The 26,905-nt window shown below is 51.0% G+C and carries 24 protein-coding genes, 1 riboswitch and 1 other annotated feature; of the genes, 4 read left to right on the top strand and 20 right to left on the bottom strand.

The features are described from left to right. The first annotated feature begins 94 nt into the window (after positions 1-94). Positions 95-274, top strand: a riboswitch (Lysine riboswitch). Positions 275-379: 105 nt separating this feature from the next. Beyond that, positions 380-1,966: a Na+/H+ antiporter NhaC family protein gene (locus tag H511_RS0117445; RefSeq protein ID WP_027253471.1), complete on the top strand. Its 1,587-nt coding sequence runs from the start codon at positions 380-382 to the stop codon at positions 1,964-1,966. 186 nt (positions 1,967-2,152) lie between these two features. Further along, positions 2,153-2,755 carry a thymidine kinase gene (locus H511_RS0117440; protein ID WP_027253470.1) on the top strand — a complete coding sequence of 201 codons (603 nt, stop codon included), beginning with the start codon at positions 2,153-2,155 and terminating at the stop codon, positions 2,753-2,755. A gap of 84 nt (positions 2,756-2,839) precedes the next feature. On the opposite strand, the gene hisIE is transcribed toward H511_RS0117440, so the two are convergent. The 12 genes from hisIE to H511_RS0117380 form a co-directional block, all read right to left on the bottom strand. Beyond that, a complete protein-coding gene (gene hisIE / locus H511_RS0117435) occupies positions 2,840-3,472 on the bottom strand; it encodes a bifunctional phosphoribosyl-AMP cyclohydrolase/phosphoribosyl-ATP diphosphatase HisIE (RefSeq protein ID WP_027253469.1) in 633 nt (210 codons plus the stop codon). Continuing rightward, positions 3,469-4,242 carry an imidazole glycerol phosphate synthase subunit HisF gene (gene hisF, locus H511_RS0117430; protein ID WP_027253468.1) on the bottom strand — a complete coding sequence of 258 codons (774 nt, stop codon included), beginning with the start codon at positions 4,240-4,242 and terminating at the stop codon, positions 3,469-3,471. Before hisF ends, hisIE begins: the two co-directional genes overlap by 4 nt. 13 nt (positions 4,243-4,255) lie before the next feature. Next, the gene (hisA, locus tag H511_RS0117425) at positions 4,256-4,990 is read right to left on the bottom strand and encodes a 1-(5-phosphoribosyl)-5-[(5-phosphoribosylamino)methylideneamino]imidazole-4-carboxamide isomerase (RefSeq protein ID WP_027253467.1); all 735 of its coding nucleotides are present in this window, start codon (positions 4,988-4,990) and stop codon (positions 4,256-4,258) included. A gap of 17 nt (positions 4,991-5,007) precedes the next feature. Continuing rightward, entirely contained in the window at positions 5,008-5,640 is a 633-nt protein-coding gene (gene hisH, locus H511_RS0117420) for an imidazole glycerol phosphate synthase subunit HisH (protein ID WP_027253466.1), read from the bottom strand. Continuing rightward, positions 5,640-6,710 (bottom strand): bifunctional histidinol-phosphatase/imidazoleglycerol-phosphate dehydratase HisB, encoded by a 1,071-nt coding sequence (gene hisB, locus H511_RS0117415; protein ID WP_027253465.1) that lies wholly within the window; start codon positions 6,708-6,710, stop codon positions 5,640-5,642. The genes hisH and hisB overlap by 1 nt, the downstream gene beginning before the upstream one ends. A 17-nt stretch (positions 6,711-6,727) precedes the next feature. Further along, positions 6,728-7,783 carry a histidinol-phosphate transaminase gene (hisC, locus tag H511_RS0117410; RefSeq protein WP_027253464.1) on the bottom strand — a complete coding sequence of 352 codons (1,056 nt, stop codon included), beginning with the start codon at positions 7,781-7,783 and terminating at the stop codon, positions 6,728-6,730. Between the two features lies 1 nt (position 7,784). Further along, a complete protein-coding gene (gene hisD / locus H511_RS0117405; RefSeq protein WP_027253463.1) occupies positions 7,785-9,101 on the bottom strand; it encodes a histidinol dehydrogenase in 1,317 nt (438 codons plus the stop codon). A 5-nt stretch (positions 9,102-9,106) separates the two neighbouring features. Further along, positions 9,107-10,003, bottom strand: a complete 897-nt coding sequence (gene hisG / locus H511_RS0117400; RefSeq protein WP_027253462.1) for an ATP phosphoribosyltransferase — start codon at positions 10,001-10,003, stop codon at positions 9,107-9,109. Between the two features lie 47 nt (positions 10,004-10,050). Continuing rightward, positions 10,051-10,190: a sequence feature (His leader region), on the bottom strand. Between the two features lie 156 nt (positions 10,191-10,346). Further along, positions 10,347-10,835: a YchJ family protein gene (locus H511_RS0117395; RefSeq protein ID WP_338091557.1), complete on the bottom strand. Its 489-nt coding sequence runs from the start codon at positions 10,833-10,835 to the stop codon at positions 10,347-10,349. Beyond that, positions 10,836-12,050: an EAL and HDOD domain-containing protein gene (locus tag H511_RS0117390; RefSeq protein WP_027253460.1), complete on the bottom strand. Its 1,215-nt coding sequence runs from the start codon at positions 12,048-12,050 to the stop codon at positions 10,836-10,838. 258 nt (positions 12,051-12,308) lie between these two features. After that, positions 12,309-13,091, bottom strand: a complete 783-nt coding sequence (gene lpxH / locus H511_RS23740) for a UDP-2,3-diacylglucosamine diphosphatase (protein WP_051288301.1) — start codon at positions 13,089-13,091, stop codon at positions 12,309-12,311. 47 nt (positions 13,092-13,138) lie between these two features. Then, positions 13,139-13,636, bottom strand: a complete 498-nt coding sequence (locus tag H511_RS0117380) for a peptidylprolyl isomerase (protein WP_027253459.1) — start codon at positions 13,634-13,636, stop codon at positions 13,139-13,141. Positions 13,637-13,879: 243 nt separating this feature from the next. On the opposite strand from H511_RS0117380, the gene cysS reads away from it, so the two are divergent. Further along, positions 13,880-15,259 carry a cysteine--tRNA ligase gene (gene cysS, locus H511_RS0117375; protein ID WP_027253458.1) on the top strand — a complete coding sequence of 460 codons (1,380 nt, stop codon included), beginning with the start codon at positions 13,880-13,882 and terminating at the stop codon, positions 15,257-15,259. Positions 15,260-15,347: 88 nt separating this feature from the next. On the opposite strand, the gene H511_RS0117370 is transcribed toward cysS, so the two are convergent. Next, entirely contained in the window at positions 15,348-16,196 is an 849-nt protein-coding gene (locus H511_RS0117370) for an ion transporter (RefSeq protein ID WP_027253457.1), read from the bottom strand. Positions 16,197-16,843: 647 nt separating this feature from the next. On the opposite strand from H511_RS0117370, the gene adhE reads away from it, so the two are divergent. After that, positions 16,844-19,558, top strand: a complete 2,715-nt coding sequence (gene adhE / locus H511_RS0117365; RefSeq protein WP_027253456.1) for a bifunctional acetaldehyde-CoA/alcohol dehydrogenase — start codon at positions 16,844-16,846, stop codon at positions 19,556-19,558. A gap of 128 nt (positions 19,559-19,686) precedes the next feature. On the opposite strand, the gene H511_RS0117360 is transcribed toward adhE, so the two are convergent. From H511_RS0117360 to cmoB, 7 genes are all read right to left on the bottom strand, one after another. Further along, entirely contained in the window at positions 19,687-20,376 is a 690-nt protein-coding gene (locus H511_RS0117360; protein ID WP_027253455.1) for an SDR family oxidoreductase, read from the bottom strand. 247 nt (positions 20,377-20,623) lie between these two features. After that, positions 20,624-21,145, bottom strand: a complete 522-nt coding sequence (locus tag H511_RS0117355; RefSeq protein ID WP_027253454.1) for a VC2046/SO_2500 family protein — start codon at positions 21,143-21,145, stop codon at positions 20,624-20,626. Between the two features lie 88 nt (positions 21,146-21,233). Beyond that, the gene (locus tag H511_RS0117350; protein WP_027253453.1) at positions 21,234-22,382 is read right to left on the bottom strand and encodes a MalY/PatB family protein; all 1,149 of its coding nucleotides are present in this window, start codon (positions 22,380-22,382) and stop codon (positions 21,234-21,236) included. A 109-nt stretch (positions 22,383-22,491) separates the two neighbouring features. Next, a complete protein-coding gene (locus H511_RS0117345; protein ID WP_027253452.1) occupies positions 22,492-23,463 on the bottom strand; it encodes an alpha-L-glutamate ligase-like protein in 972 nt (323 codons plus the stop codon). Positions 23,464-23,466: 3 nt separating this feature from the next. Then, complete coding sequence (locus H511_RS0117340) at positions 23,467-24,972, bottom strand: inactive transglutaminase family protein (protein ID WP_027253451.1); 1,506 nt, start codon at positions 24,970-24,972, stop codon at positions 23,467-23,469. A gap of 97 nt (positions 24,973-25,069) precedes the next feature. Continuing rightward, on the bottom strand, positions 25,070-25,825 hold the full coding sequence (locus tag H511_RS0117335) for an ATP-dependent zinc protease family protein (RefSeq protein ID WP_027253450.1): 756 nt from the start codon (positions 25,823-25,825) through the stop codon (positions 25,070-25,072). A gap of 102 nt (positions 25,826-25,927) precedes the next feature. Then, entirely contained in the window at positions 25,928-26,902 is a 975-nt protein-coding gene (gene cmoB, locus H511_RS0117330) for a tRNA 5-methoxyuridine(34)/uridine 5-oxyacetic acid(34) synthase CmoB (protein ID WP_027253449.1), read from the bottom strand. Positions 26,903-26,905: the final 3 nt, after the last annotated feature.

The following is a 26,905-nucleotide window of genomic DNA, read 5'->3' as shown; positions in this document are numbered from 1 at the left end:
GAAGATTTGTGCAGTAGTATTAACTCAAAGTAGCAGATATTGGCTTTCTGTAGTTGCAAATCAGATAACAAAAAGTAGAATACGCGATTCCTTGACTAAGGGTAGAGGTGCATTATCTATCAGTAACTGGCGGGAGGTGACCCCGAGGAACGTCAGTGAAAGGAGCTAATGCCGAAGTAAGGCTGGTCCGTCAAATCACCTTGCTGGGGTTGTCACCGAAAGGGACAACACTGCCATAGTAACTTACAATTAACTATGGAGCGCTACTGTGGGGTCGGGAGGGGCAACAGTCTCTTTCCTATATCGCTTCCCATCACGGTTGATATCGGTACCGTGTTTAACAGTAGATCTCCAACCACGATCGGTTGTAGTAGAGATCATGAACCTAGTAGATTTTTCCCAATCTTCCATTTCCGTTTTACCGCCACTTGTGGCGTTAAGCCTTGCTATTCTCACTCGACGAGTGCTTCTCTCGCTGGGTATTGGCATTTTGATCGGTGCGTTTTTGCTGACTGATTTCAGCATGTTCAATACTGTTTCTTATTTAAGAAACAAAATTGAAGGGCTGTTTATAGATGGCGATAGCATCAATACCTGGAATATGAGTATTGTTGCTTTCTTGCTTTTATTAGGCATGACCACAGCATTACTGACGCTCTCTGGCGGTACGCGCGCCTTTGCACAATGGGCGCAAACTAAGATTAAAAGTAAACGCGGTGCAAAACTGTTAGCGGCTTTTCTTGGTGTGTTTATTTTTGTCGATGATTATTTCAACAGCCTGGCGGTTGGTTCGATTTCCCGGCCTGTTACCGACCGCTTTTATGTCTCCCGCTCAAAACTGGCTTATATTCTGGACTCCACTGCCGCACCTATGTGTGTACTGATGCCGGCATCCAGTTGGGGGGCATATATCATTACAGTGGTGGGTGGTATTCTGGTTTCACATGGTGTGACTGAATATTCTGCGTTAAGTGCCTTTATGCAATTGGCACCCATGAATTTTTACGCTGTGTTCGCGCTGCTGATGGTATTTGTTGTTGCCTGGTTCCAATTAGATGTTGGTCTGATGAAGAAGCATGAAGTTCAGGCCAGCCACGCTCGCGGGTTTGACAAGGATGAAATTCACGCCGAAGCCAAAGATTTGAATGACGAACTTGAAATAGAAGAAAGTGAAAATGGAAAAGTGGGCGATCTCATTATTCCTATTCTGGTGCTGGTGGCAGCCACATTATTCTTCATGATTTTCACCGGTAATCAGAGTTTGCAGGCTGACGGAAAACCGTTTTCAATTCTCGGCGCCTTTGAGTCTACCGATGTCGGGGCCTCTTTGTGTTACGGCGGCCTGCTGGGATTATTATCGGCACTGGTTGCTGTCGGACGCCAGGCCATTCCGGTAAAGCACATTGTGCATGCTTTATGGATTGGTGCGAAATCCATGTTCGGTGCCATTCTTATTCTGTTTTTCGCCTGGACAATCGGCAGTATCATCAGCGATATGGCAACAGGTAAATTCCTGTCGACTTTGGTTCAGGGTAATATTAACCCTGTCTGGTTGCCTGTGATTCTGTTTTTGCTGGCCGGTATTATGGCGTTTTCGACCGGTACGTCCTGGGGGACGTTTGGTATTATGCTGCCGATTGCCGGTGATCTGGCGGCAGCAACTGACATCAGCCTGATCCTGCCTATGCTCAGTGCGGTACTGGCTGGTTCTGTCTTTGGCGATCATTGTTCGCCTATTTCAGACACCACCATATTGTCTTCAACGGGAGCGCGTTGTAATCACATCGACCATGTGTCGACTCAGTTGCCTTATGCACTGTCCGTTGCACTCGTTTCTGCGGTCGGCTTTAGCGTACTAGGGATGACAAGTTCTCTGGCGGTGTCTTTCGTGGCAGCGACGGTCGCTTTCTTACTGGTTTGTGTCTGCCTTGGCTGGATTGCTAAACGCCCGTTCAAAGGCGCGTAATCGCAGCTTTAACAATACCCTTGCAGTAAAAATGACCGGCTTAGTATGCACTGAGCCGGTTTTTTATCCCTGCGTATACGATGTGACGTTAAAGCTGACTCAGCGCATGAAGCGGAGAGCCAGACTTCCAATTCGCATGCTTCTTCGGTAGCATCTTGCGACATTCAGAGTGATGCGGAAAGCCTGATGGCGCAAATGTATTTTTATTACTCGGCGATGAATGCCGGGAAGTCGACGACGCTGCTGCAGTCGTCTTTCAACTATCGTGAACGCGGTATGTCGCCGGTAATTTTTACCGCAGCCATTGATAACCGGTTTGGTCAGGGCAAGGTCAGTTCCAGAATTGGCCTGTCTGAAGAGGCCGAACTCTATAGCCCGGAAGATAATCTGTGGGAAAAGCTGTCTCAGATGAACAGCCTGTCACGGGTGGATTGCGTGTTAATGGATGAATGCCAGTTCCTGACGAAAGCTCAGGTTCACCAGTTGACTGAAGTGGTCGATAAACTGGATATTCCTGTGCTTTGCTATGGTCTGCGTACCGATTTTCGTGGTGATCTGTTTGAAGGTAGTCAGTATCTGCTGGCCTGGGCCGATAAACTAGTCGAGCTGAAAACTGTTTGTCATTGTGGCCGAAAAGCGAACATGGTGATTCGCCATGATGCCTCAGGTAAAGCCATTGCGGATGGCGATCAGGTCGAAATCGGTGGTAACGACAGATACGTATCGGTTTGCCGGAAGCATTATAAAGAAGCGATGGATCAAGCTCGTCAGGCGGCGAAAAGCGCCTGATAAAGCCAACGTAATAATTAATGAAAACAAAATAAAAAAGGAAGCTGCTGAAGCTTCCTTTTTTAATGAGGCTTGTCGAGGTCTTTAGCCTTTGTGCCTTTCCTGCAGTTTGGCAATCACATCAGACAGGCTCAGACCCTGATCCTGAAGCAACACTATCAGGTGATACATCAGATCGGCCGATTCGGAAATCACCTCCTCTTTGTCACCCGCCGTTGCCGCAAGCGCGACTTCAACGCCTTCTTCGCCCACCTTCTGCGAAATCCGCTTGGTGCCACGAGCGTAAAGGCTGGCGGTGTAAGAGGACTCAGGATCGGCGCCTTTGCGGGCTGCCAGCACTTGCTCCAGTCGGTGAAGAAACACCAGGTCGGGGGCGGTGGCTGTGTCTCCGCTGTCTGTGCTGCCCTTGTCGAAGCAGGTGGTCGTGCCGAGATGGCAGGTGGGACCAACAGGTTCGGCGCTGACCAGCAGGGTGTCTTGATCACAGTCGAGCTGAATCTGTTTGAGTTGCAGCACATTGCCGGATGTCTCGCCTTTGGTCCAAAGACGTTGTTTGCTGCGTGACCAGAAGGTCACCTGCCGGGTATCCAGCGTTTTGCTGAGGGCTTCATCATTCATGTAGCCCAGCATCAGTACCTGGCCACTGCGGCTGTCCTGTACCACGGCGGGAACCAGACCGTCGACCTTGTCCCAATTAATTTCACTGCTCAGGCTCATAGTCGGATCTCCACCTGTTGTTGTTTGAGGTATTGCTTGAGTTCGCCAATGTTAATGATTTGCTTGTGGAAAACCGAAGCGGCGAGGGCGCCGTCAACTTTGGCGATAGTAAAGGCATCGGCAAAATGCGCCATTTCACCGGCACCGCCGGAGGCAATAAGCGGCACTTTGCAAAGGTCGCGCACCAGATTCAGCTGAGTCAGATCATAACCCTGGCGAACACCATCCTGGTTCATCATGTTCAGCACGATTTCACCCGCCCCGCGGCGCTGCACTTCCTCAATCCAGTCAGCGGTTTGCCACTGGGTAACCTGGGTACGGCTTTCATCACCGGTGAACTGGTACACCTGATACTGACCGGTTTTGGCATCAAAGTAAGAATCGATCCCCACCACAATACACTGCACACCGAATTTATCGGCCAGCTCAGTGATCAGCGCAGGGTTGGCTAATGCCGGCGAATTGATAGAAATTTTATCCGCGCCAAATTGTAGTATTTGCTGGGCATCGTCGGCTGATTTAATCCCGCCCGCAACACAGAACGGAATATCGATGACTTCAGCGACACGTTCGACCCAGCTTTTGTCAACGACACGGCCGTCGCTGGACGCTGTGATATCGTAGAAAACTAACTCATCGGCCCCTTCTTCCGCATAGCGTTTTGCCAGCGGAACGATGTCACCGATGATTTCGTGATTTCGGAACTGGACGCCCTTAACGACCTGGCCGTCACGGACATCCAGGCAGGGAATAATGCGTTTTGCTAACATGTCAGGCTCCTTGTCACTCGTTCCAGCAGGCAAATGCCTGCTCAGCGGTAAATTTACCGTCCAGCAGGGCACGGCCGACAATCACGCCGGCAACCCCTGTGCCTTTCAGCGCAGCAATGTCGTCCAGTGATCCGATACCACCGGATGACTGGAACTGAACGTCCGGGTATTGCGCACATAAGTCGCGGTACAGATCGACATTAGAGCCAGCCAGCGTGCCGTCGCGGGAGATATCCGTGCACAGGACATGCTTAAGGCCCACGGTGAGGAAGTCTTCAATCAGGGCTTCAATGGTGACGCCTGAATCTTCCTGCCAGCCGGAGACGGCCACTTTGCGCTGGCCGTTGTCATCAATGTTGACGTCCAGCGCCAGTACGATGCGCTCCGGGCCGTACTTTTCCATCCAGGCCTTAACGATTTCCGGTTGTTTAACCGCGGTTGAACCAATCACAACACGCTGCGCGCCGGCATCCAGTAAATCAGCCACATCCTGCTCGCTGCGAACGCCGCCGCCAATCTGGATATTGGCAGGCGTGCTGGCCAGCAGGGTACGGATTAAATCGAGCTGGCGTGCAGAGGTGTCTTTCGCGCCGGTCAGATCAACCAGGTGCAGCCAGTCAGCCCCTGCCTGATGATACAGCGCAAACTGCTCTGCAGGGTTTACTTTATACTCGGTCACCTGACCGTAATCGCCCTGAAACAGGCGGACGACCTGACCGTCTATTAAATCGAGTGCGGGAATAATCATAACCAGTCCTTGTCGTCCTACATATCGAGAAAGTTTTGAATCAGTTGCGCGCCGGCTTTGCCGGAGCGCTCAGGGTGGAACTGCACACCGTAGTAATTGCCGCTTTGTACTGCGGCAGTAAAGGGCTGGCCGTATTCACAGCTGGCTATCGTTCTGCCTTGCCCGGTGTTAAACGCTGGCATGGCGTAGCTGTGGACGAAATAGAAATAGCTGCCAGCAGGGATGCCGTTAAACAAGGGGTGGCCCTGTTCCGGAGTAATGGTATTCCATCCCATGTGCGGTAAGGGCAGCTCACCGGTGCGCATTTTCTGCACCGGTGCCGGACAGAGCTTCAGGCAAGGCACGCGTTCTGTGCCATTCTGGCCTTGCTCTTCTGAGTAGTCGCCCAGCAGCTGCATGCCCAGACAGATACCCAGTAAGGGTTTGTCGACCTGGCTGACCAGAGTGATTAGGTCGCGCTCGGCCAGGTTTTTCATGGCTTCGCTGGCTGTTCCTACGCCGGGCAGGAAGAGTTTATCTGCCGCCAGCACAATCTCAGGATCCCGGCTGACAGTCACCTGATAACCCAAACGTTCAATGGCAAATCGCACGGATGAAACGTTGGCGCACCCTGTATCAATGATGACGACTTTCTGTGTTGAATCGGTCATTACAGCACCCCTTTACTGCTCGGCAGCTCGTTGCCTTCCACTTTAATGGCCTGGCGCAAGGTACGGCCAAAGGCTTTAAACAGGCTTTCAACGATGTGGTGATCGTTGTTGCCATCGGAAGAAAGGTGCAGGGTGCAAGCCAGCGTATCGGTCAGGGAGCGGAAGAAGTGCGGGACCATTTCCGTTGACAGATCACCGACATTTTCACGGCTGAACTTGGCATCGAATTTCAGATAGGGGCGGCCGGACAAGTCCAGCGCACACTGAGCCAGGCATTCGTCCATTGGCAGGCTGAAACCAAAGCGGCCGATGCCGCGTTTGTCGCCCAGCGCTTCTTTCAGCGCCTGGCCCAGAGCCAGTGCGGTGTCTTCCACACTGTGGTGATCATCAATGTGCAGGTCGCCATCGACGGTCAGGGTGAGCTGGAAGCCGCCGTGCGTCGCAATCTGATCCAGCATGTGATCGAAAAAGCCCAGACCGGTCTGAATCACGTTGCCGCCGGACTGATCCAGATTGACCTTCACTCTGATGTCGGTTTCTTTGGTCTTGCGGACCACTTCGGCAATGCGGGGACGGGTGGTGAGATCGGCCACAATCTGCTGCCAGTCCAGGTTTTCGCGCTGGTACTGGATACCCCGGATAGCCATGTTGCTGGCCAGCTGCAGATCGGTCTGACGATCGCCGATAACCGCCGAGGTGGCAAAATCGACACGGCCCTGCTGCAGGTAATCTTTGACCAGGCCGAGCTTGGGCTTGCGGCAACTGCAGTTGTCGTGTTCAAAGTGCGGGCAGATCAGCACCTCATCAAAGCGAACCCCCTGAGACTCGAAAATGGCCATCATCATATTGTGCGGGGCATCAAAGTCAGCCTGCGGGTAGCTGTCTGTGCCCAGTCCGTCCTGATTGGTCACCATGACCAGTTTATAGCCAGCATCCTGCAGTTTCAGCAGGGCAGGGATGACGAAGGGCTCCAGCTCAAGTTTGTCCAGCCGATCGACCTGGAAGTCTACCGGCGGCTCGGCAATCAGAGTGCCGTCGCGATCAATAAAGAGAATTTTTTCCTTGCTCACAATAGAATCCTTCCAAATTACGAAATCTTTTCCAGCTGAGTGCGGATGAAGGCCAGAGTCTTCTCGCACTCATCCCGGCTGCCAATACTGATACGGATGCAGTTCTCGATCGGAGAGCGGCGCAGAATAATGCCGTTATCCCACAAGGCTTTGAACAAGGCATCACCGTCCGGAAAACGTACCAGCAGATAGTTACCATAGCCGTCGTATACCGTCACACCGGGTAACATACCCAGCCCAGCCTGCAGGTAAGCCCGGTTGGCGCTCAGGTCGAGCACCTGAAATTTGGTTCTGGCCAGACCGGCAGGCGACAGTGCCTGAACCGCAATATCCGCCACAGGGACAGGTACCGGGTAAGGTGCAATGACTTTCAGCAGCAAATCAATCACCACTGAGTTAGCCAGTGTGAAACCGCAGCGCAGGCCAGCCAGGGCGAAGGCTTTGGACAGGGTACGCAGGATCACCAGATTCGGGAACTGCGCCAGCAAATCAACCGTGGAAGCTTCCGGACAGAAATCGATATAGGCTTCGTCCATCACCACCAGGGCTTTGTCTTGCGTCATGTTCAGCAGCGCAATAATGTCATCACGGCGAATGAGGTTGCCGGTCGGGTTGTTAGGGCTGCAGACAAACACCAGTTTGACGCCGTCCAGGTTATCGGCAATCGCAGGTAAATCCAGCTGCCAGTCAGTGGTCAGCGGTACCTGCTTGACGCCCACATCAAAGGTTTCGGCGCTGATGCTGTACATGCCGTAAGTCGGCGGGCAGTAAAGAATGCTGTCTTGCTTGGGCTCACAGAAAGTGCGGACCAGCAACTCAATGCCTTCATCAGCTCCGCGGGAAGTCAGTACCTGGGATTTATCGACACGCGCATAATCGGCATAGGCCTGAATCAGCGCTTCTGGCTGGCAGGAGCTGTAGCGGTTCAGGCGATCACACTGAATCTTGTATTCATTGACGAACGGCGACTCGTTGGCATTCAGCCAGATGTCACCACTGCCACCAAGGCGGCGGGCAGACTGGTATGGCGTGAGTTCGCGAACGGTTTTACGAGCCAGTAATTCAGGGTTCATCTTAAGCCTCTTTCAACGTCGATGAGCGTGATTGTTTGATTTTTTCTACCCGGATGCTGACGGCACGGCGGTGTGCGTCCAGACCTTCTGCGGTTGCCATGGTTTCCACCGTCGGTGCCAGTTCCAGCAGGCCATCGGCACTGAGTTCCTGTACTGTCATTCGCTTGGTAAAATCGGCCAGACCCAGGCTGGAGTAAGTTTTGGTATAACCATAAGTCGGCAATACGTGGTTGGTGCCGGAAGCGTAATCGCCCACGGATTCCGGCGACCAGTGCCCGAGGAAAATCGAGCCGGCGTTATCAAGCAGGGGCACTAAATCGCGTGGGTTGCGGGTCTGGACAATCAGGTGTTCAGGTCCGTAGTGATTAGAGATAGATACGCACTGCGTGATGCTGTCGGCAATGATCATCAGGCTCGAACCGAGTGCCTGGCGGGCAATATCGGCGCGGGACAGACTGCTGAGCTGTTTTGCGATGGCGTCAGCAACGCGGTCGGCAATACTTGGCTCAGGCGTGACCAGCACAACCTGCGAGTCTGGTCCGTGCTCTGCCTGACTGAGTAAATCAGCCGCGATAAAATCCGGATCAGCGCCACTGTCGGCAATGACCATGACTTCAGACGGGCCGGCAGGCATGTCAATGGCGGCGCCATTAAAATCATTGCTTACCTGACGTTTGGCTTCGGTAACAAACGCATTACCGGGGCCGAAAATTTTGTCGACTCTGGACACGGATTCGGTGCCGTATGCCATGGCGGCGACAGCCTGCGCACCGCCGGCATTGTAGACATCGGTAATACCGCACAGTTGGGCGACATACAGAATCTCATCGGCGATAGGCGGAGGCGAGCAAAGCACCACGCGCCGGCATCCGGCAATTTGTGCCGGTACGCCCAGCATCAACACAGTCGACGGCAAGGGAGCGCTGCCGCCCGGAATGTACAGCCCCACGGCATTAATGGGCCGGGTAACCTGCTCACAGATAACACCGGGTTGTGTTTCAACCTGCAGCGGCTTGGCTTTTTGCGCTTTATGGAACTTGGCGATGTTGGCATAGGCCTGTTGCAGTGCCTGCTTCATGTCCTCTGACAGTCTGTCAGCGGCAGCCTGAATCTCTTCCTGGCTGACTTTGAGCGATTCCGGGCGGACTTTATCGAATTTTTCTGCCAGATCCAGCAAGGCCTCATCACCGCGTTCGCGAACACCGGTAATGATGTCTTTGACAATTGCCGTCACATTCTCGCCTGCCGTGATGGCCGGACGTTGCAGTAACGATTCACGCTGCTGTTCACTCAGAGATTGCCATACAACCGTCTTCATGGTGCTTACTCCATCATTTTCTCAATTGGCAGAACCAGGATTGAGCTGGCGCCCAGCGCTTTGAGTTGTTCCATGGTTTCCCAGAACAGATTTTCTGAGCTGACAAGGTGAACGGCCACCCGGCTTTTGTCGTGAGACAGCGGCAGCACGGTAGGGTCTTCCGCGCCAGGCAGTAAGGCTGTCACTTGTTCCAGGCATTCAGTCGGTGCGTGCAGCATGATGTATTTTGACTCTTTGGCCTGAATCACACCTTGCATACGGGTTAACAGGCGCTCGATCAGCGCTTGTTTGTCGGCGCTGAAATCACCAGAGCGCTGGATCAGTACCGCTTTAGACTGCAGGATCACTTCAACTTCTTTCAGGCCGTTGGCTTCGAGAGTCGCACCGGTGGAAACCAGGTCACAGATGGCATCGGCCAGACCGGCACGCGGTGCAACTTCGACAGAGCCATTGAGCATGCAGGTGCTGAATGTCACACCCTGCTCTGTCATGTAGCGCTTTACCAGTTGTGGATAGGTAGTGGCAATGCGTTTACCTTGCAGATCTTGCGGGCCTTGGTATTCCTCGTCTTTATCAATCGCAATAGACAGACGGCAGCCACCGAAATCCAGGCGGCGCAGCATCTCATAGTGGCTCGGTTCACCCCGCGCGGCACGCTCAAGCCCGACTTCTTCCAGTTCATTTTCACCAATGAAACCCAAATCAACGACACCATCCATGATCAGACCGGGAATGTCATCATCACGAACCAGCAGCAGGTCGATGGGCATATTTTCGCAGTGAACCACCAGGCGCTCACCGATCAGATTGAATTTTACACCGCAGCGCTTCAGGAGATCTTTACATTCAGTGCTCAGTCGTCCTTTCTTCTGGATAGCAATGCGTAGTCGTTGTGTTTGCATGATGACATTCCCTATATGCTTGATTTATCTTTTAAATTCAGTGCTAAAACGAAAAACCCCCGGAAGATTTCTCTTCCGGGGGTCTGAATGCTGCTTATATGTAGCGACCGCTGGAAGAGGCGATTTGTCGTCTTCCAGAGCGAGGCGTATCCTCCTGAAAGACTAATCAGGATGATGATGGTGGTGTAGGTTTACCATTTGGATACGCATAATTATGTACTCTGTCTAAATCATTATTGACTGTGGACTTGCTATTCACACTAACCAAGCTACAGCGGATTTGCAATAGTTAATTAGTACATTTTGGAAATTTCTTCGTGCTGCATGCCGCACCGAGATTGGTTCACAGACAGCACTTTTTAAACTTTTTGCCGCTACCGCACGGACAGGGGTCATTCCGGCCCGCTTTCAACGGTTCGGTTGCTTCCGGATACGCGCCGTCGATATAGAACCATTGCGGGCTGTTTCCGACTATTTCACGTAAAAATCGTGATTTTTCGTGCAGGCAACACTCCTGGTTATCGTCACGGTAAAAGGCTTTGAATTCGACATAGCCTTCGGTATCACTGGCGATCTGACTACTGATGATCTCAAGCCCAAGCCATTCGCTCTCAATCGAATCTGCGATGGCATCCCGGTATTGCTCTGCCTGGCAACTGGGGTGGTAGGTGGCTACGACAAAATCGACCAGTCCCAGAACATGCGCGCTGTATCGGGCGCGCATAAGCTGCTCAGGGTGCCGGGCCATTGATGGATTCTGGTGGACAAGCTGGCAGCAGCCGGATAAAGGTTGCTGGCTGCCGCAAGGACATAATTGTGTGTCCGTCATCATCTATTGCAGTTCTTCTATGCTGGTCACCCATTCTAAAGATTCCAGGTAGCGGTTCGCAACATGTTCACTCTCCAGGCCCAGTTTAGAGCACATGGTATCTACCTGATCCCAGTCGGCATGATCATAGGCGCACACCAGTGACAGCAGATATCCCAGTTTACCTTTACGGTGAATCAAGGCGTCCTGAATGGTGATATCGAGCGGCAACATAGGGATCAACACATCGAGCGGCTGATCAAGCAGTGAATCCAGCATCGAGAAAAGTCCCGTCAGAAAAGCACGATTACCATTTAATTTCGGGGAAATATCGGCAGCCAGCAGCTCGCACAGATGAGCCCGCTGCAAAGACAGGCAGTAAAGTGATGCCGGTTTGTCACGGGTAACGTGTGAAGTCGCCACAAAACTGATAAAACGACGAAGCCTTTCTTCCCCCAGATAGATAAGCGCCTGCTTGAAGGAAGAAATGGGCACAGCGCGGTTTGAGGTGATGGCATTCACATGGCGTAATAACTTGTACGACAAGGACAAATCGGTCGCAATGATTTCTTCCGCTTCATCAAAGTTCACTACATCCTGGCAGATCTGCTGGTAGAGCCGCAGCGTCGTCAGCGCCGAAGGGCTGAGGGTTTTTTGCTGCATCATTTCGGGTTTGCTGAAGAAATACCCCTGAAACAGATGGAAACCTGCCGCTTTGGCTTCTTGGAACTCGGCGTAGGTTTCCACTTTTTCAGCCAGAAACTGAATGGGCTTGTCTTTGTGGCGGCGAATAAAGAACCGCGCTTTATCAATAGGCGTCAGCTGTAAATCAAATTTAATGATGTGGACGAAAGGCAGAAACCGGTTCCATTCTACGCTCGGGTTAAAATCGTCCAGTGCTATCTGGTAGCCACGCTGATAAAGGTCTCTGACGGTTTCCAGCAGTGTGTCTGAGGGGGTGCAGTCTTCCAGCACTTCAATAACAAAAGTATGAGACGGAAAAAGAAGAGGTGTACCTTTCAGCAGGCTTTTTTCAGGAAAATTGACAAAGGCGAGCTTGCCACTGCATACATCGTTTGAACCGTTGGAGAAGAAATTGTTCAGTAACAAACGATTTGTTGCCTCTTCGGGCGGCACATCCGGGAAACAATTTTTGGGCCCGTCGCGAAAGAGCAATTCGTAGCCAATAGTCGTTTTTTCGCGATCTAAAACGGGCTGCCGGGCAAGATAAGAATACATGATATCAGCACTGTTTATGGTTATCGTTGTGTTGGCGAGGGCTTGCATTGCCAGTGATTCTCTTTGGTGAATAGTCCGCATGACAGGAGTGAACCAGTATATTACTAATAATTATCACCGTTGCGTAACATTAGCAGTAGAATTTTCCACTGGTTGTGACCTTTCGCTGAGAAATTGCGCGGCTTGTGATGTTCAGCCCAAAAGATAAGGTTGATAAGTAAAAGTAATGCCCGGTGCTGACCCGAATTATGCTTCTGGTTATGAATCACCGGGATATGTGTGAGGTTGAGTTTGTAGTGGCTGATTTTGCTCAGCAGCCCTGAAGCTGCGTGTTTGAAGTTGGCAGCCTGCTGGTGTGCAGAGCAGAACGGAACCTTGATCATACCAGTCACCCAGCACGGTCCGGGTGGCATGCTGACCATCAATGGTTAAATCGTGAACGTCCGGACGATGGGTATGGCCGTGAATCATATGGTTCACCCGGTGTTCGGACATCAAGTCAATCACAGCTTGTGGCGTCACATCCATGATGTCATAGGACTTCATCTGATTACTGCTGCTGCTGCCAGAGCGCATTTTGCGGCCAACAGCCTGGCGCCATGCCAGTGGTAAGCGCAAAAATAGCCATTGAATAAATGGGTTATGGACTTTTTTCCGGTAACGCTGATAGCTTTCATCCAGAGTACACAAAGTGTCGCCATGCAAAATCAGTGTAGGTGTACCGAACAGGTCAATCACAGTGTGCTCTGGTAATAACATGACGCCCGTTTCACGGCTGAATTGCTTGCCGATCAGGAAATCACGGTTGCCGTGGATGAAAAAGCAGGGCACACCGGAATCCGTTAATGCTTTGAATGCACTTTTGATCTGGCGGTGAAAAGTATTGTCGTCATCATCACCAATCCACATTTCAAACAGATCGCCCAACACATAGAGTGCGTCGCATTGGGTTGCCTCTGATGACATAAAGTGCAGAAAACAATCGGTAATATCAGGGCGATTCGCACTCAGGTGCAAATCAGCTATAAAACATATGGTCATAAGTATTGAGACAGGTGGCCGGTATGAACGGCCACCTTGGCAGGAAATTATTCTTCGATGGTAACAGAATTGATGACAACTTCGTCAACCGGCACGTCCTGATGGACATAGCCCCAGTTACCTGTCGCAACCGCTTTGATCTTGTTGACGATATCCATACCTTCAACCACTTCACCAAATACGCAGTATCCCCAACCATCCGGTGTTTCAGATTTGAAATCCAGGAAGTTGTTATCATTCACGTTGATGAAGAATTGAGAGCTTGCGGAATGCGGCTCCATGGTACGGGCCATCGCAATGCTGCCAGTTTTGTTGCTCAGACCATTGTTAGCTTCATTCTTGATTGGCGCACGGGTTTCTTTTTCAACCATGCCGGACGCCATACCGCCGCCCTGAACCATGAAGCCGTCAATCACACGGTGAAACAGCGTACCATTGTAGAAACCGTCACGGCAGTACTGCAGGAAGTTCGCACTGGTTTCCGGGGCTTTTTCTGTGTTGAGCTGGATTTTAATATCACCAAAAGTGGTGTGAAGCGTTACCATGAGCTTATCCTTAACTGGAGTGTATTGCTTTAAACCCTGAATTCTAACGAACTAAGGCAAAGCGTCAATACAGTTTATACAGGTGAACCAGGTTAATTCTATAACTATAGAAGAGGGTTGGGATTGGGAAAACCGATACTGTGCCAGTCAACCATACCAATCGCGCTGAACCTAGCATCTTGAGGCGACTTGGGTATAATCAGCCCTTTGAATCGTAACCCCCGAAATGAGTAATTATCAGACATGTTAAAGATCTATAACTCACTGACTAGACAAAAAGAGGAATTTAAACCCATAGTGCCTGGCAAAATAGGCATGTACGTCTGCGGGGTTACTATTTACGATTTATGTCACATCGGCCACGGCCGCACTTTTGTTGCATTCGATGTGGTATCACGCTACTTACGTTACAGCGGCTATGATCTGACATTTGTCCGTAATATCACAGATATTGACGATAAAATTATTAAACGCGCAGCAGAAAACGGTGAAAGCTGTGATTCTCTGACCGAGCGTCTGATTGGCGAAATGTACGCCGATTTTGATGCCCTGGGTATGGCGCGTCCGGATATTGAGCCTCGTGCAACCAAATTCATTCCGGAAATTATTGCGCTGTGTGAACGCCTGATTGAACGCGGTTTCGCGTACGTGGCAGACAATGGCGACGTGATGTTTGAAGTCAGTAAGTTTGACGAATACGGCAAGCTGTCTGGCCAGGATCTGGAACAGTTGCAGGCCGGTGCGCGTGTTGACATTGAAACGGCAAAACGCAGCCCGCTGGATTTCGTGCTGTGGAAAATGTCCAAGCCGGGCGAACCGACCTGGGAATCGCCATGGGGACCTGGCCGTCCGGGTTGGCACATTGAATGTTCTGCGATGAACTCTGCCATTCTGGGTGATCATTTTGACATTCACGGCGGCGGCTCTGATCTTCAGTTCCCGCATCACGAAAATGAAATTGCGCAATCCTGCTGCGCCCATGATACCCAGTATGTGAATACCTGGATGCACAGCGGTATGGTGATGGTTGATCGTGAGAAGATGTCCAAATCACTGGGTAACTTCTTCACCATCCGTGACGTGCTGGGGCATTACGATGCTGAAACGGTTCGTTATTTCCTGATGTCTGGCCATTATCGCAGCCAGCTCAATTACAGCGAAGAGAACCTGAAGCAAGCACGTTCCGCGCTGGAGCGTCTGTATACGGCACTGCGTGGTCTGGATACGGATGTTGCCGTACAGGGTGGTGAAGCCTTCATTGAGCGCTTTACCACGGCGATGGATGATGACTTCAATACGCCTGAAGCTTACTCTGTGATGTTTGATATGGCGCGTGAGATTAACCGCCTGAAAGGTGAAGATCTGAAGGCGGCGTCAGCGCTCGGTGCTCAACTGCGCGCACTGGCTGAAGTGCTGGGACTGCTGGCGCAGGATCCTGAAACCTTCCTGCAAAGCAGTGCAAAGGCAGACGATGTGGCTGAGATTGAATCACTGATCCAGCAACGTCTGGATGCCCGTGCGGCGAAGGACTGGGCAGCAGCAGATGCCGCCCGCGATACGCTGACCGCCATGGGGATTATTCTTGAGGATGGCCCGCAAGGCACGACCTGGCGTCGTAAATAACCGTTTATCGGATCATTGGACAGCTGAGTGAAAAAGCCCTCTTGCGAGGGCTTTTTTGTGCGTGCTGATCGTATTCGTTATTCTGAGATCATTGGGTGGCAGGCGCTGTGACTACCCTGTCATCGGGGTGTGCGAGTTCGCTGCCGCAGTGTTTACAGAAGATGGCATCGGGCTCATGACCCGAACGGGAGCAGTTCATGCATTTCACCAGGGTTCGGTGCAACTGACTCTGATGGCCAATTTCAGCGGTGATAATGCCGGTGGGGATGGCAATGATGGAGTAACCCAGCAGCATAGTGAAAGAGGCGAGTGTTTTGCCGAGATCCGTCTGAGGCACCAGGTCACCATAACCTACAGTTGTTAAGGTCACTATGGCCCAGTAAATACTGTAAGGAATGCTGGTAAAACCATGTTCTGGTCCTTCAATCACAAACATAAGCGAGCCAAACACAGTGACCAGTATCGCGACTGTGGTGAAAAAGATAAAAATCTTGCGGCTGGATTGTAATAATGACCTCAGCAGCAAATTAGAATCCTGCAGATAGCGCACCAGCTTTAATACCCGAAATATGCGCATTACCCTCAGTAGCCGGATGACCATCAGGTAGTGCGCGGCCGGGAAAAAAAACACCAGATAGGTGGGTAAAATAGCCAGAAAATCGACCAGGCCGTAAAAACTTCGGGCATACGCAGTTGGCTTGGGAGAGCAGTACAGCCTGAGCAGATATTCAAGCGTAAAGATCAGTGTAAATCCCCATTCCATCAGGTAGAACACCTGTCCCCACTCCTGGCTTATCGGGCTGACAGACCCGAGCATCAGCACAATGATCGATGCCAGTATGGTCAGAATTAATGCAATATCAAATGCTTTGCCCGCCGGGGTGTGGGTGCCAAAAATAATGATATAAAGTCTTTCTTTTAGTGTTGAGTGGGACATAAATAACATCTGAGTGATTGAAAAATAAAGCATACTTAAGAGTCGCAACCTTTGCCAGAGCCATTTCCGCGCTGTGTGCACTTGCTGCCGGTAAGAGTTGATCTGGCTTGCAGCAGCAGGGCAGGGTCAGGTTGATTGCTCCTATCTCACTGTTTCTCTTTGTTATTATGATTTTTCCCACCAAATAAATGCGCTTTGTTGCTTATTGGTGGTAAAAAAGTCATACAATGACATTGTCGTTCTGAACCTTACTGGATTAGGCTTTATGTTGCGTGAATTCTACCCATAACGGGGTATTTGCCAGTAGCCGTTTGGGAAGTCAATCTGTTGCCTCATCATGAAATAAAATTACTAATATGAAATTTATATTCATGTTGTCTGATGTTTAACTATTTGTTTTGTGAATGGTTTTAATTGAATTGCCTTTTAAATAATTGATTTAATTTCTTTTTTGTTGATGGTTGTATCCTGGTGTCGTGTGCGCTTAGCATGATCCAGATCAAGCCTCACCTGACAATGAAGTCATAAAATCAGTTTTGAAAGCAATTTACTAAGTGTGCTCAATCGGTGATAAGCGCTCTCATGGCAAGGAATCAGAGACGTATCCTTACTAAAAAGTTTTCAATCTTAAAGTTAGGAGTTTGACTATGCCTGTAACGAATTTGGCAGAACTCGATGCAATGGTTGCCCGTGTAAAAGCCGCACAGAAGATTTTTGCCACCTACTCGCAGGAGCAAGTAGACAAGATTTTCCGTGCCGCCTCTCTGGCGGCAAACAATGCCCGTATTCCTCTGGCCCAGCAAGCCGTACAAGAGTCCGGTATGGGGATCGTTGAAGACAAGGTGATCAAAAACCACTTTGCCTCTGAATTTATTTACAACAAATACAAAGACGAAAAGACTTGCGGCATTCTGGAAGAGAATGACGAGTTCGGCACCATCACTATTGCAGAGCCTGTCGGTATTATCTGCGGCATTGTGCCGACGACAAACCCAACCTCAACCGCTATCTTCAAATCCCTGATTTCACTCAAAACCCGTAACGGTATTATTTTCTCTCCGCACCCACGGGCGAAAGAATCGACCAACGCTGCGGCAAAACTGGTGTTGGATGCCGCCGTCGCGGCTGGTGCACCGAAAGATATCATTGGCTGGATCGATCAGCCTTCGGTGGAATTGTCCAATGCCCTGATGAAGCACCCGGATCTTAATCTGATCCTGGCCACTGGTGGTCCGGGCATGGTGAAAGCCGCATACTCATCAGGCAAACCGGCCATTGGCGTCGGCGCAGGTAATGTGCCTGTGGTGATTGATGAAACGGCCGATGTAAAACGCGCGGTGGCATCTGTGCTGATGTCTAAGACATTTGATAACGGCGTGGTGTGTGCCTCAGAGCAGGCCGTGATCGTAATGGATGAAATTTATGACGAGGTGAAAGCGCGTTTTGCCAGCCATAAAGGGTATGTACTGAGCAAAGAAGAGGCCGATAAAGTCCGCAAAGTGATTTTGATTGAAGGCAGCCTGAATGCCGACATCGTCGGCCAGCCAGCGACAAAAATTGCTGAAATGGCAGGGGTGTCAGTGCCCTCGGATACTAAGGTGCTGATTGGTGAAGGTGAGGCCATCACGATCGATGAAGAGTTTGCCCACGAGAAACTGTCGCCAACCCTGGGGATGTTCCGTGCCAAAACCTTCGAAGATGCGGTAGATATGGCCTGCAAGATGGTTGATCTTGGCGGTATTGGTCATACCTCGGGCTTGTACACCAACCAGGATATCAATGAAGATCGCATTAAATATTTTGGCGATAAGCTGAAAACCGCGCGAATTCTGGTCAATATCCCGACTACTCATGGCGGTATCGGTGATCTGTACAACTTCAACATAGCGCCATCATTGACCTTGGGCTGCGGTTCATGGGGGGGGAACTCTATCTCTGAAAACGTCGGGCCTAAGCATTTGATTAACAAAAAAACAGTGGCGAAGCGAGCTGAAAATATGCTGTGGCACAAACTGCCTAAGTCGATCTATTTCCGCCGTGGCAGCCTGCCTGTGGCGCTGACGGATCTGGAAGATAAGAAACGTGCCTTTCTGGTGACCGACCGTTTCCTGTTCAACAACGGCTATGCCGATGAAGTGATGACGTTACTCAAAGCACAGGGCATCGATGTCCATGCTTTCTACGATGTGGAAGCCGACCCAACGCTGAGCGTCGTCAAGAAAGGTGCAGAAGCCATGAAGAGCTTCCAGCCTGATGTGATTATCGCACTGGGCGGCGGTTCACCGATGGACGCCGCGAAAATCATGTGGGTGATGTATGAGCATCCGGAAACCCACTTCGAAGAGCTGGCGATGCGCTTTATGGATATCCGTAAACGTATCTACAAATTCCCGAAAATGGGCAAAAAAGCAGAGTTGGTCTGTATTACAACCACTTCAGGGACGGGTTCTGAAGTGACGCCGTTTGCGGTTGTCACCGATGATGAGACAGGCGCAAAATACCCGCTGGCTGATTATGAGCTGACACCTCAGATGGCAATTGTCGATGCCAATCTGGTGATGAACATGCCAAAATCACTGACTGCGTTTGGTGGTTATGACGCAGTGACCCATGCGTTGGAAGCCTATGTCTCTGTGCTGGCAAACGAGTATTCTGATGGTCAGGCATTGCAGGCACTGCAACTGCTCAAGCAATACCTGCCTTCCAGCTATGCCAACGGGGCGAAAGACCCGGTTGCCCGCGAGAAAGTCCATAACGCGGCAACCATCGCCGGTATTGCATTTGCCAATGCGTTTCTGGGGGTGTGTCACTCCATGGCGCACAAGATTGGTGCCGAGTTCCATATTCCGCATGGTCTGGCAAATGCCTTGTTGATCGCGAATGTGGTGCGTTATAACGCGAACGACAATCCAACCAAGCAGACGGCTTTCTCTCAGTACGACCGCCCGCAAGCTCGTCGTCGCTATGCCGAAGTGGCCGATCACCTGGGCCTTTCTCAGCCCGGCGACCGTACCGCACAGAAAATTGAGCGCCTGCTGAGCTGGCTGGATGAACTGAAAGACGATTTGGATATTCCTAAGTCCATTCAGGCAGCAGGGGTGTCAGAATCTGACTTCCTGGCGAAACTGGATGAACTGGCTGTTGAAGCCTTTGATGATCAGTGTACCGGCGCGAACCCGCGTTATCCGCTGATTGCAGAGCTGAAAGAGGTACTGCTGGCTTCTTATTACGGAAAGGCGTATGTCGAAGGTGACACCTTTGAAGGCACGACTGTCATTAAGAAAAATGCAGATCAAAAACCTGCAGAGGTCATTCGGGTAGTACCGGCGGCAAAAAGCAAAAAGGTTGCTGCTAAGGCTTGATAACCAATCAATTGAGTGAAACAAAAACCCGCCATCTGGCGGGTTTTTTTATGCCGTCTGATACATCACTGCCTGCGGCGTGAGTGATTGCGAGGGCACTGACCGGACTCGCTGATGCGACAGGGGGATCAGACCACTTCCGCTTCAATCATTCTGCCGTTGAAATAGTCATTCGAGACTATGTACTCAGCGCTACGGGCAATTTCATACTGCATTGGCAGGCTGAGCAGGGTACTGGGTGGCAGATCATGCCGCTCATCAAAAATCAGCGGGAACACGCCACCGACACGAATCTTGTATTGCGCCAGCTCTTTGGACCAGCTTTGAGTAAAGCCCGCCAGCATGGCTTTGGAGCTACTGCTCAAAGGTACGGGGTTATCCGGCCGGCAAGCGGCTAAATTGATAATCACACCGGACTGATGATGTTCGCGCATGTAGCTTGCGGTTTGTTTGCCAAAGGAAAGAAATGCCGATGTGCCTTCTGTCATGAGCTGGCAGAATTCTTCAACCGAAGTCTGGGTTAAGAGCATGGGGATATCAATACCCAGCCAGCAGTTAATCAGTACATCGATTTTTCCGTATTGCTCGTGAACCGCATTAATGGCACTGGCGATAGTGGCTTCTTTATTATCGGAAAGACAAAGGGCATAGCACTCACTGCCTTTGGCTAAGCATTCCTGATGGTTAATGTGTAATCGTTCACTGTCTGTATCTACCAGGGCAATCCGTGCGCCTAATGAGGAGAAATGGAACGATGCAGCTTTTCCTAATGGGCAGCCTGCAGCAGTAATAAGAATAACTGAGTCTGCAATATTCATAGCGCAATCTTCCTATATGTGGATACCTAGAAGTCGTAACAGCAATGACGGTTTTAACCAACTTCACCCTAACTATTCAATAAACGAATAACACTCCATTAGTGTTAAATCTTAGTTAAGTCCGCAGGTAAAGCGGCATTGAATTGTTTGGCATATGACACTTGTCACGAAATTTAGTACTTTGTGAGATGTCGCGAAAAAATTTCTTAATTGACTGAAAAATAACGAAAAGAAAAGGTGATGGTGATCAGCAGACCTTAGCAACGGCGCCATACATTTCAGCGGAACGTTTGGCCCGGATAAGATTCAGGTAGAGATCCTGCGGGGACCCTTTAATGGGCTCCGGCTGGGTGGGCGGCAGGCGGCGGCGCTCATGCCCAGACAAGTTATGGTACAGCTCTTCAGGCAAACCTTTAGTGTCCTGAGGAGGAAACGTCATCGCGATGGGTTGCAGCGAGCTGAGTAAGCGGGTCGCGGAAAGCCCGCCATAATGGAATGCTCGTGACTGCTCCGCCCCGCGAGGATAGCAGAACTCGGATGTCGACAGCGGCGGCGGGTCTTGCAACTCGAAATAGGAGCGCAGTTGCTCTTCCGTGGTCGCAGGCGGCAGGGGTTTTTCGGTCGGTGTGGTTTCCAGATAATCCGGCGATAACATAGCCAGCATCAGTGCGAAGTCAGATCGGCGTCCCTGCTCAACCGCGCGGTTGAGCTGGTTACCAAGCTGCACTTCATTGATAAGCTGTGCTTTGTCTATGGTATGGATTTGCATGGAGTCCGACAGAAATTAAAACCAGTGTTATCTCTATCGGACAGTCAGTGAAAATCTTTAGCGGGATTGGCTATCAGATGGCTAATTATTAACCGATTGATTCAATGGCGTTCTTCATGCGCGATAGCGCCAGCTCTAAAGTCTGGCGGGTACAGCCAAAATTCATCCTGACAAATCCGGCATCGCCAAAATCAGCACCAGGCGAGAAGCCAACACCGGCAGCTTCGAAGAAGGCATGCGGGTTTGCTACAGGCAGGCCGGAGGCATCAATCCAGGCCAGATAGGTTGCTTCAATCGGATGCAGTGTGAGCCCCGGCATGCTGTTAACGGCTGTCATCAGTCTGTCTCTGTGCTGACGCAGATAGTGGAGCTGACTGTCGAGCCACGGCTGGCAATCACGGTACGCGGCCTCGGCGGCCGTATAGGCCAGCACATTGACCTCAGGTACTATACCGGCCCGTGTACGGTTGAAACGGCGTCGTAACTCGAAACTCGGAATGATGGCCATTGATGCGCCAAGGCCGGCAATGTTAAAGGTCTTGCTCGGTGCTATCAGGGTGATGGAGCGCTGTGCGGCATCGTCATCCAGACTGGCATAGGGAATATGGCGGGCGTTCTCATTGAGGATCAAATCGCAGTGGATTTCATCGGAACAGACATACAGGTCATGCTTTTTGGCAAAGCTGTGCAGCGCCTCCAGCTCCTGACGTGTGTAGACGGTACCGCCGGGATTTAAAGGGTTACAGAACAGTAACAGCTTGCTGTCGGCCGGGATCTCTGTCGCCGCTAAATCCAGCAGCCAGCGCCCTTGCTGCAATGTCACGGGGGAGTAGGCCAGAGGTCGTGAAGCGTATTTTGCCGCGCTGAAAAATTTCGGGTATACCGGCTTTGGACTGACGACCGCCTGATGTTGCTCGGTACAGGCGCGAACCGCCAGATTGAGACCACAGACCAGACCGGGTAGATAAACAATCCATTCCGGTTTGATCTGCCAGTTATAGAGGGTCGCCATGCGCTCAACGAGCAATTCGCTGAGCGATGCAGGCACAGAACCATAACCAAAGACGCCGTGATCGACATGCTGGTGGAGGGCGTGTGTAATCGCATCCGGTACTCTGAAGTCACTGTCTGCCACCCACATTGGCAGGACATCCTGTCCCTGATACTTCAGCCATTTTGTACTGTTGCTCTTGGTGCGATCCACCGGCTGGTCAAATAAACGCAGGATCTCTGACATAGGCTCTCCAATAACCAGTTGAAATCAATGAATATGATGACTGAGCTATTATGCGCCTAATTGGCCTGAAGAAGAAAGCCCCGGCCTGAAGCCGGGGTGCCTGTGATGATCAGAACTGTGGTTTAGCACCAAACTGCTCGGCGGCATACGCGACGCGTTCAGCCGGAGTTGGCATCTTGGATGGTGTGCCCAGACTTTCGATGTGATGAAGGCGCGGCAGCAATCCGCAGCCATTGGCGGTCTGAATGGCAAGACCCGGACGGGCATTCAGCTCCAGTACCATAGGGCCTTTGATTTTATCCAGCACCATGTCAGTACCCAGATAGCCCAGTCCGGTCATTTCCCAGGCACTGGCTGCCAGTTCCAGCAGTTTAGGCCAGTTGGGAACGGACAGCTCGCTGAGTAAGCGTTCCGTGTCCGGGTGGCGTTCGACCGGCAGGTTAAACTGCACTGCACGAACGGCTTTGCCTGAAGCGATATCAATACCGACTCCGACGGCTCCCTGGTGAAGGTTCGCTTTGCCGTCAGAGGCAGCGGTAGAACAACGCATCATGGCCATGACAGGGTAACCTTTAAACACGATGACGCGTATATCCGGTACACCTTCAAAGCTGAACCCGTCGAAGACATTATCAAACTGGATCAGGTTTTCAACCATGGCAACATCATTTTTGCCGCCGAGCGAAAACAGTCCGGCCAGGGTATTGGTGATGTGTCTTTCAACATCTTGTTTATTAATCACAGCCCCTGACGGTTTAGTGTATAAACCGTTTTCATGCTTGATAATGACAAGAATGCCTTTCCCGCCAGAGCCCTGGGCCGGTTTGATAACAAAGCCCGGCCAGTCTCGCACCATGTCGTGAATCTCTTTGACATGCACCTGGCTTCTTATCACGCCGATCAGCTCAGGTACGGTGGCTCCCGCACGCTGGGCGATGATCTTGGTTTTCAGCTTATCATCGACAAGCGGATACAGACTGCGGTCGTTGTAGCGGCCGATATAGCTGTGATTGCGCTTATTCATGCCCATAATGCCGCGTTCGCGCAGACGCCATGGCGTGGTATAACGCGATAAAAACATGGCTTAATCCTCCGCTAACGGCTTAAAGCGTTTTAGCTCACTCAGGCGGTAGCCTGTGTAGTTACCCAGCATCAGGATCATTGCCATGATAATCAGTTGCAGTCCGATGAAGTTAAAGGTTAAGTGACGAACCAGATCATTGGTCATGACCAGATACACTATAATGGCCGTTAACAGCGAGCCGCCACCCTGAATAAAGACTTCTTTTGCCCCTTCTTCTTCCCACAGGATCGACATACGCTCAATCGTCCAGGACAGGATGATCATCGGGAAGAAGGTGATAGTCAGGCCTTCCACCAGGCCAATCTTGAAGGCCACCACAGTGAAGATCGAAATAATGAGTATCACCGTCACTATAACGGCGGATATTCGGGCCACAAGCAGCAAGTTCAGCCGTGATAAGTAACTGCGTATGATTAAACCTGTACCAACGATCAGCAGAAAACCCAGCACACCGGTGATCAGCTGAGTCTGCACAAAAGCCACTGCAATCAGTACCGGCATGAAAGTCCCTGAAGTTTTCAGGCCTACAATGACCCTGAGGAAGACCACGATCAACGCGCCTATCGGTACCAGCATGATCGTTTTGAACATCGCCTGCTCTTCAATAGGCAGACTGTGTATTGAGAAGTTCAGCAGATCTTCAGCCTGGACTTTTTCACGGGTTGCCTGCTGCGGAGTAATATCCTGCGAAATAATTGAGAAGCTGATATTGGAGTTACGGCCACCTATGACATCCAGCAGGGAGTGACCTTGCTGATTCCAGACCAGCACATCGTTAGGTTTACCTTCCTGTCCCGTCTGCGGGTCAAATAAGTGCCATTTCTCGCCGCCCCAGACTTCCACCATAGGGCTGATGCTTTGGCGGCGGCGGCCATCTTCGAGCTGCAAGCCACCAACGATGCGGGAATTTATTCCTTCCATCGAGAGTAGAAAAACCACCACATTTTCCCGCGGAAACGCATTGAGCAGCAAGGAGGCATTTTGGTTATTTCTGTCATTGAGCTGTTTCAGAATTTCCCGGGTCAGCGTCAGATTGTCCGCCGACAGGGTTCTGGCCTGAGCCAGCATGGCTTTGGCTGCCGTTTCCTGAGGGCTATCCAGGCTGGGGGCTTCAGGCTTACCTCTGGGTTTATCCGTCGAAAAGCTGGCCAGTGGATCGACAAGCATCTGGGTTTTGTAATACAGCACCTGTTTGCCGGATGCCTGACGAATTGACCATTCCGCCCGGCGTCCCTGATCGGTATCAATCAGGGCGACTCCATAGCCAGGTGATGAGGTACTTTCGTCGATTTGGGTGAAGCCCTGCTGTGATTCCGGTGCGGCCATTGATACTTTAACCGGTTTGCCGATGGCATCAAACTCCACTCTGGCTTCCAGTTCCCACAAGGCGCGCTCTTCGCCTGGTGTCCAAGGCACACCGTAAATATCATGGCGATAGAGACTGAGCGCTGTCCCGGCAATGACGAGCAAGGTGATGAGAAAATAAAACGGAATTCTTGACGTCATGACAACCTCTAATTTTTCCTTTATTGGTTGAAGCAAACGAAACGATGAAAACGAAAATGGGGCAATGACAAGCAGTCATGCCCCAAGCTGAAAACGGTTATCGCCCTTGGATAAATTGTTTACCGACATCAACCAGTGCGACGTCTTTAAAGAACTCCCGCCCAAGCAACACCGGGTATGTCATTTGCGTTCGGTCTGCCAGGGTAAACTGTGCTTTCTCATGCAGTTTGCCAAGTTTAAGCCACATCTCAACCACCGGGCGTCGTTCGGTATCATCGGCGGAAGACTGGCGGATTTTCACCCAGCGGACAATCGGGGCTTCCACGATCTGGTCGGCTGGCTGATTCTCTTCTCCGCTGTGGCTGAGATTGAATTTGGCCCACTGTTTGCCATCCCGTTCAAAGATCTGGACATCCAGTGCGTTGATCGAAGACGTTGTCGCACCCGTGTCAACCCGTGCTTTAAAAAAGGATTGCACTGAGTCCAGCCATATCCATTCTTCTTCACCCAGGATAACTTTGCCATGGGCAGTTTTAGGATCGATATCAATAGTTTTTTGTGGTACCGGCACTATTTTTTTCTCAACAATGACTTCAGGTTTAGGCGATGAAACAGAAGCAACTTTATTCAGTTCTTCTGACATTGATGATAGCTCTTTTTCTAACTTAGCAATGTTTTCATTTTGTTCGTTTATTTGTTGCGACATACGATTAAGACGAAAATGAACATTGGTTTCCATCATTTCAATCGCAGTCAGTGTATTCGTTTCCCGCTGCGGGCTGGGTTCGGTTTTCAGCATTGAGCAGCCGGAAATAAATGTCAATGCAATAAAGGTTACGCTGCGGCCAAGCATGCTCACTCCCAAAAGTGGATATAGTGTAATTCTTAGTTTTTCTTTAGGGGGCCGTAGTTTAGCGTACAAAAAAGGATGCGGGTAGCACCCTTTTGTTAACACTTAGTCAGGATTTACGGCGACCAGCACAGCGCGCCGGGGGGCCGGGTAGCCTTCTATCGTCTTTGACGGGTCTTGCGGATCGAGATATTCCGGCAGTGAATTATTTGTCATCCAGTCGGTAGAACGTTGCTCATCGGTGGTGGTGACACTTTCATCAACAATCCGTACATCGACAAAGCCGCTTTTCTCCAGCCAGACTTTCAGGGCTTTGGCGGAGGGGAAAAAGTAGACGTTATGCATCTGAGCATAACGGTGACCCGGCACCAGCACCGCATTTTCATCGCCTTCAATCACTAAGGTTTCTAACACCAGTTCACCGCCTTTGCGCAGCTGGTTTTTCAGTTGCAATAAGTGATCAAGCGGCGAGCGGCGGTGATAGAGCACACCCATACTGAAGACGGTATCAAACGCTTTCAGTTCCGGCAGTTGTTCGATGCCCAGCGGTAGCAGGTAGGCACGCTCATCCTGGCCCATCAGGCGACGGATTGCCTCGAACTGGATCAGGAACAGGTTCGAAGGATCGATCCCGACCGTCAGTGCGGCCCCTTCACCCAGCATACGCCACATGTGATAGCCGTTGCCGCATCCGACATCCAGCACTTTCCGGTGCCTGAGCGGAGAGATGTGCGGCAGAACGCGATCCCATTTCCAGTCGGAACGCCATTCGGTGTCGATGTGAATACCGTGGATATGGTACGGGCCTTTGCGCCAGGGATGCAGCAGACGCAGTAAGCTTTCCAGGCGTTTTTGCTCGCCATCGGCAACCGGTACTTCATTCATGACACTGACTTGGGTTTTCAGGTCGATAAAGTCCGGCTTATCGGCAGGAAACTTTTTCAGCGCCCGAACCCAGCGGGCCATGTCGCCGTGCTGGGCCGTTTCCCAGTCGGATAATTGCTGCGGCAAAATGTTAAGCCAGGGACGCAGTTGCTCGTCATTGGCTAATAAGCGATAGAATTCTGAAAAGCTAAACATGGA

It is taken from the genome of Photobacterium halotolerans DSM 18316, assembly GCF_000425165.1.
In the GTDB taxonomy this organism is placed as follows: domain Bacteria; phylum Pseudomonadota; class Gammaproteobacteria; order Enterobacterales; family Vibrionaceae; genus Photobacterium; species Photobacterium halotolerans.
Note: the sequence above shows the minus strand (reverse complement) of the source record. Positions and strands in the feature narration are given on the sequence as shown.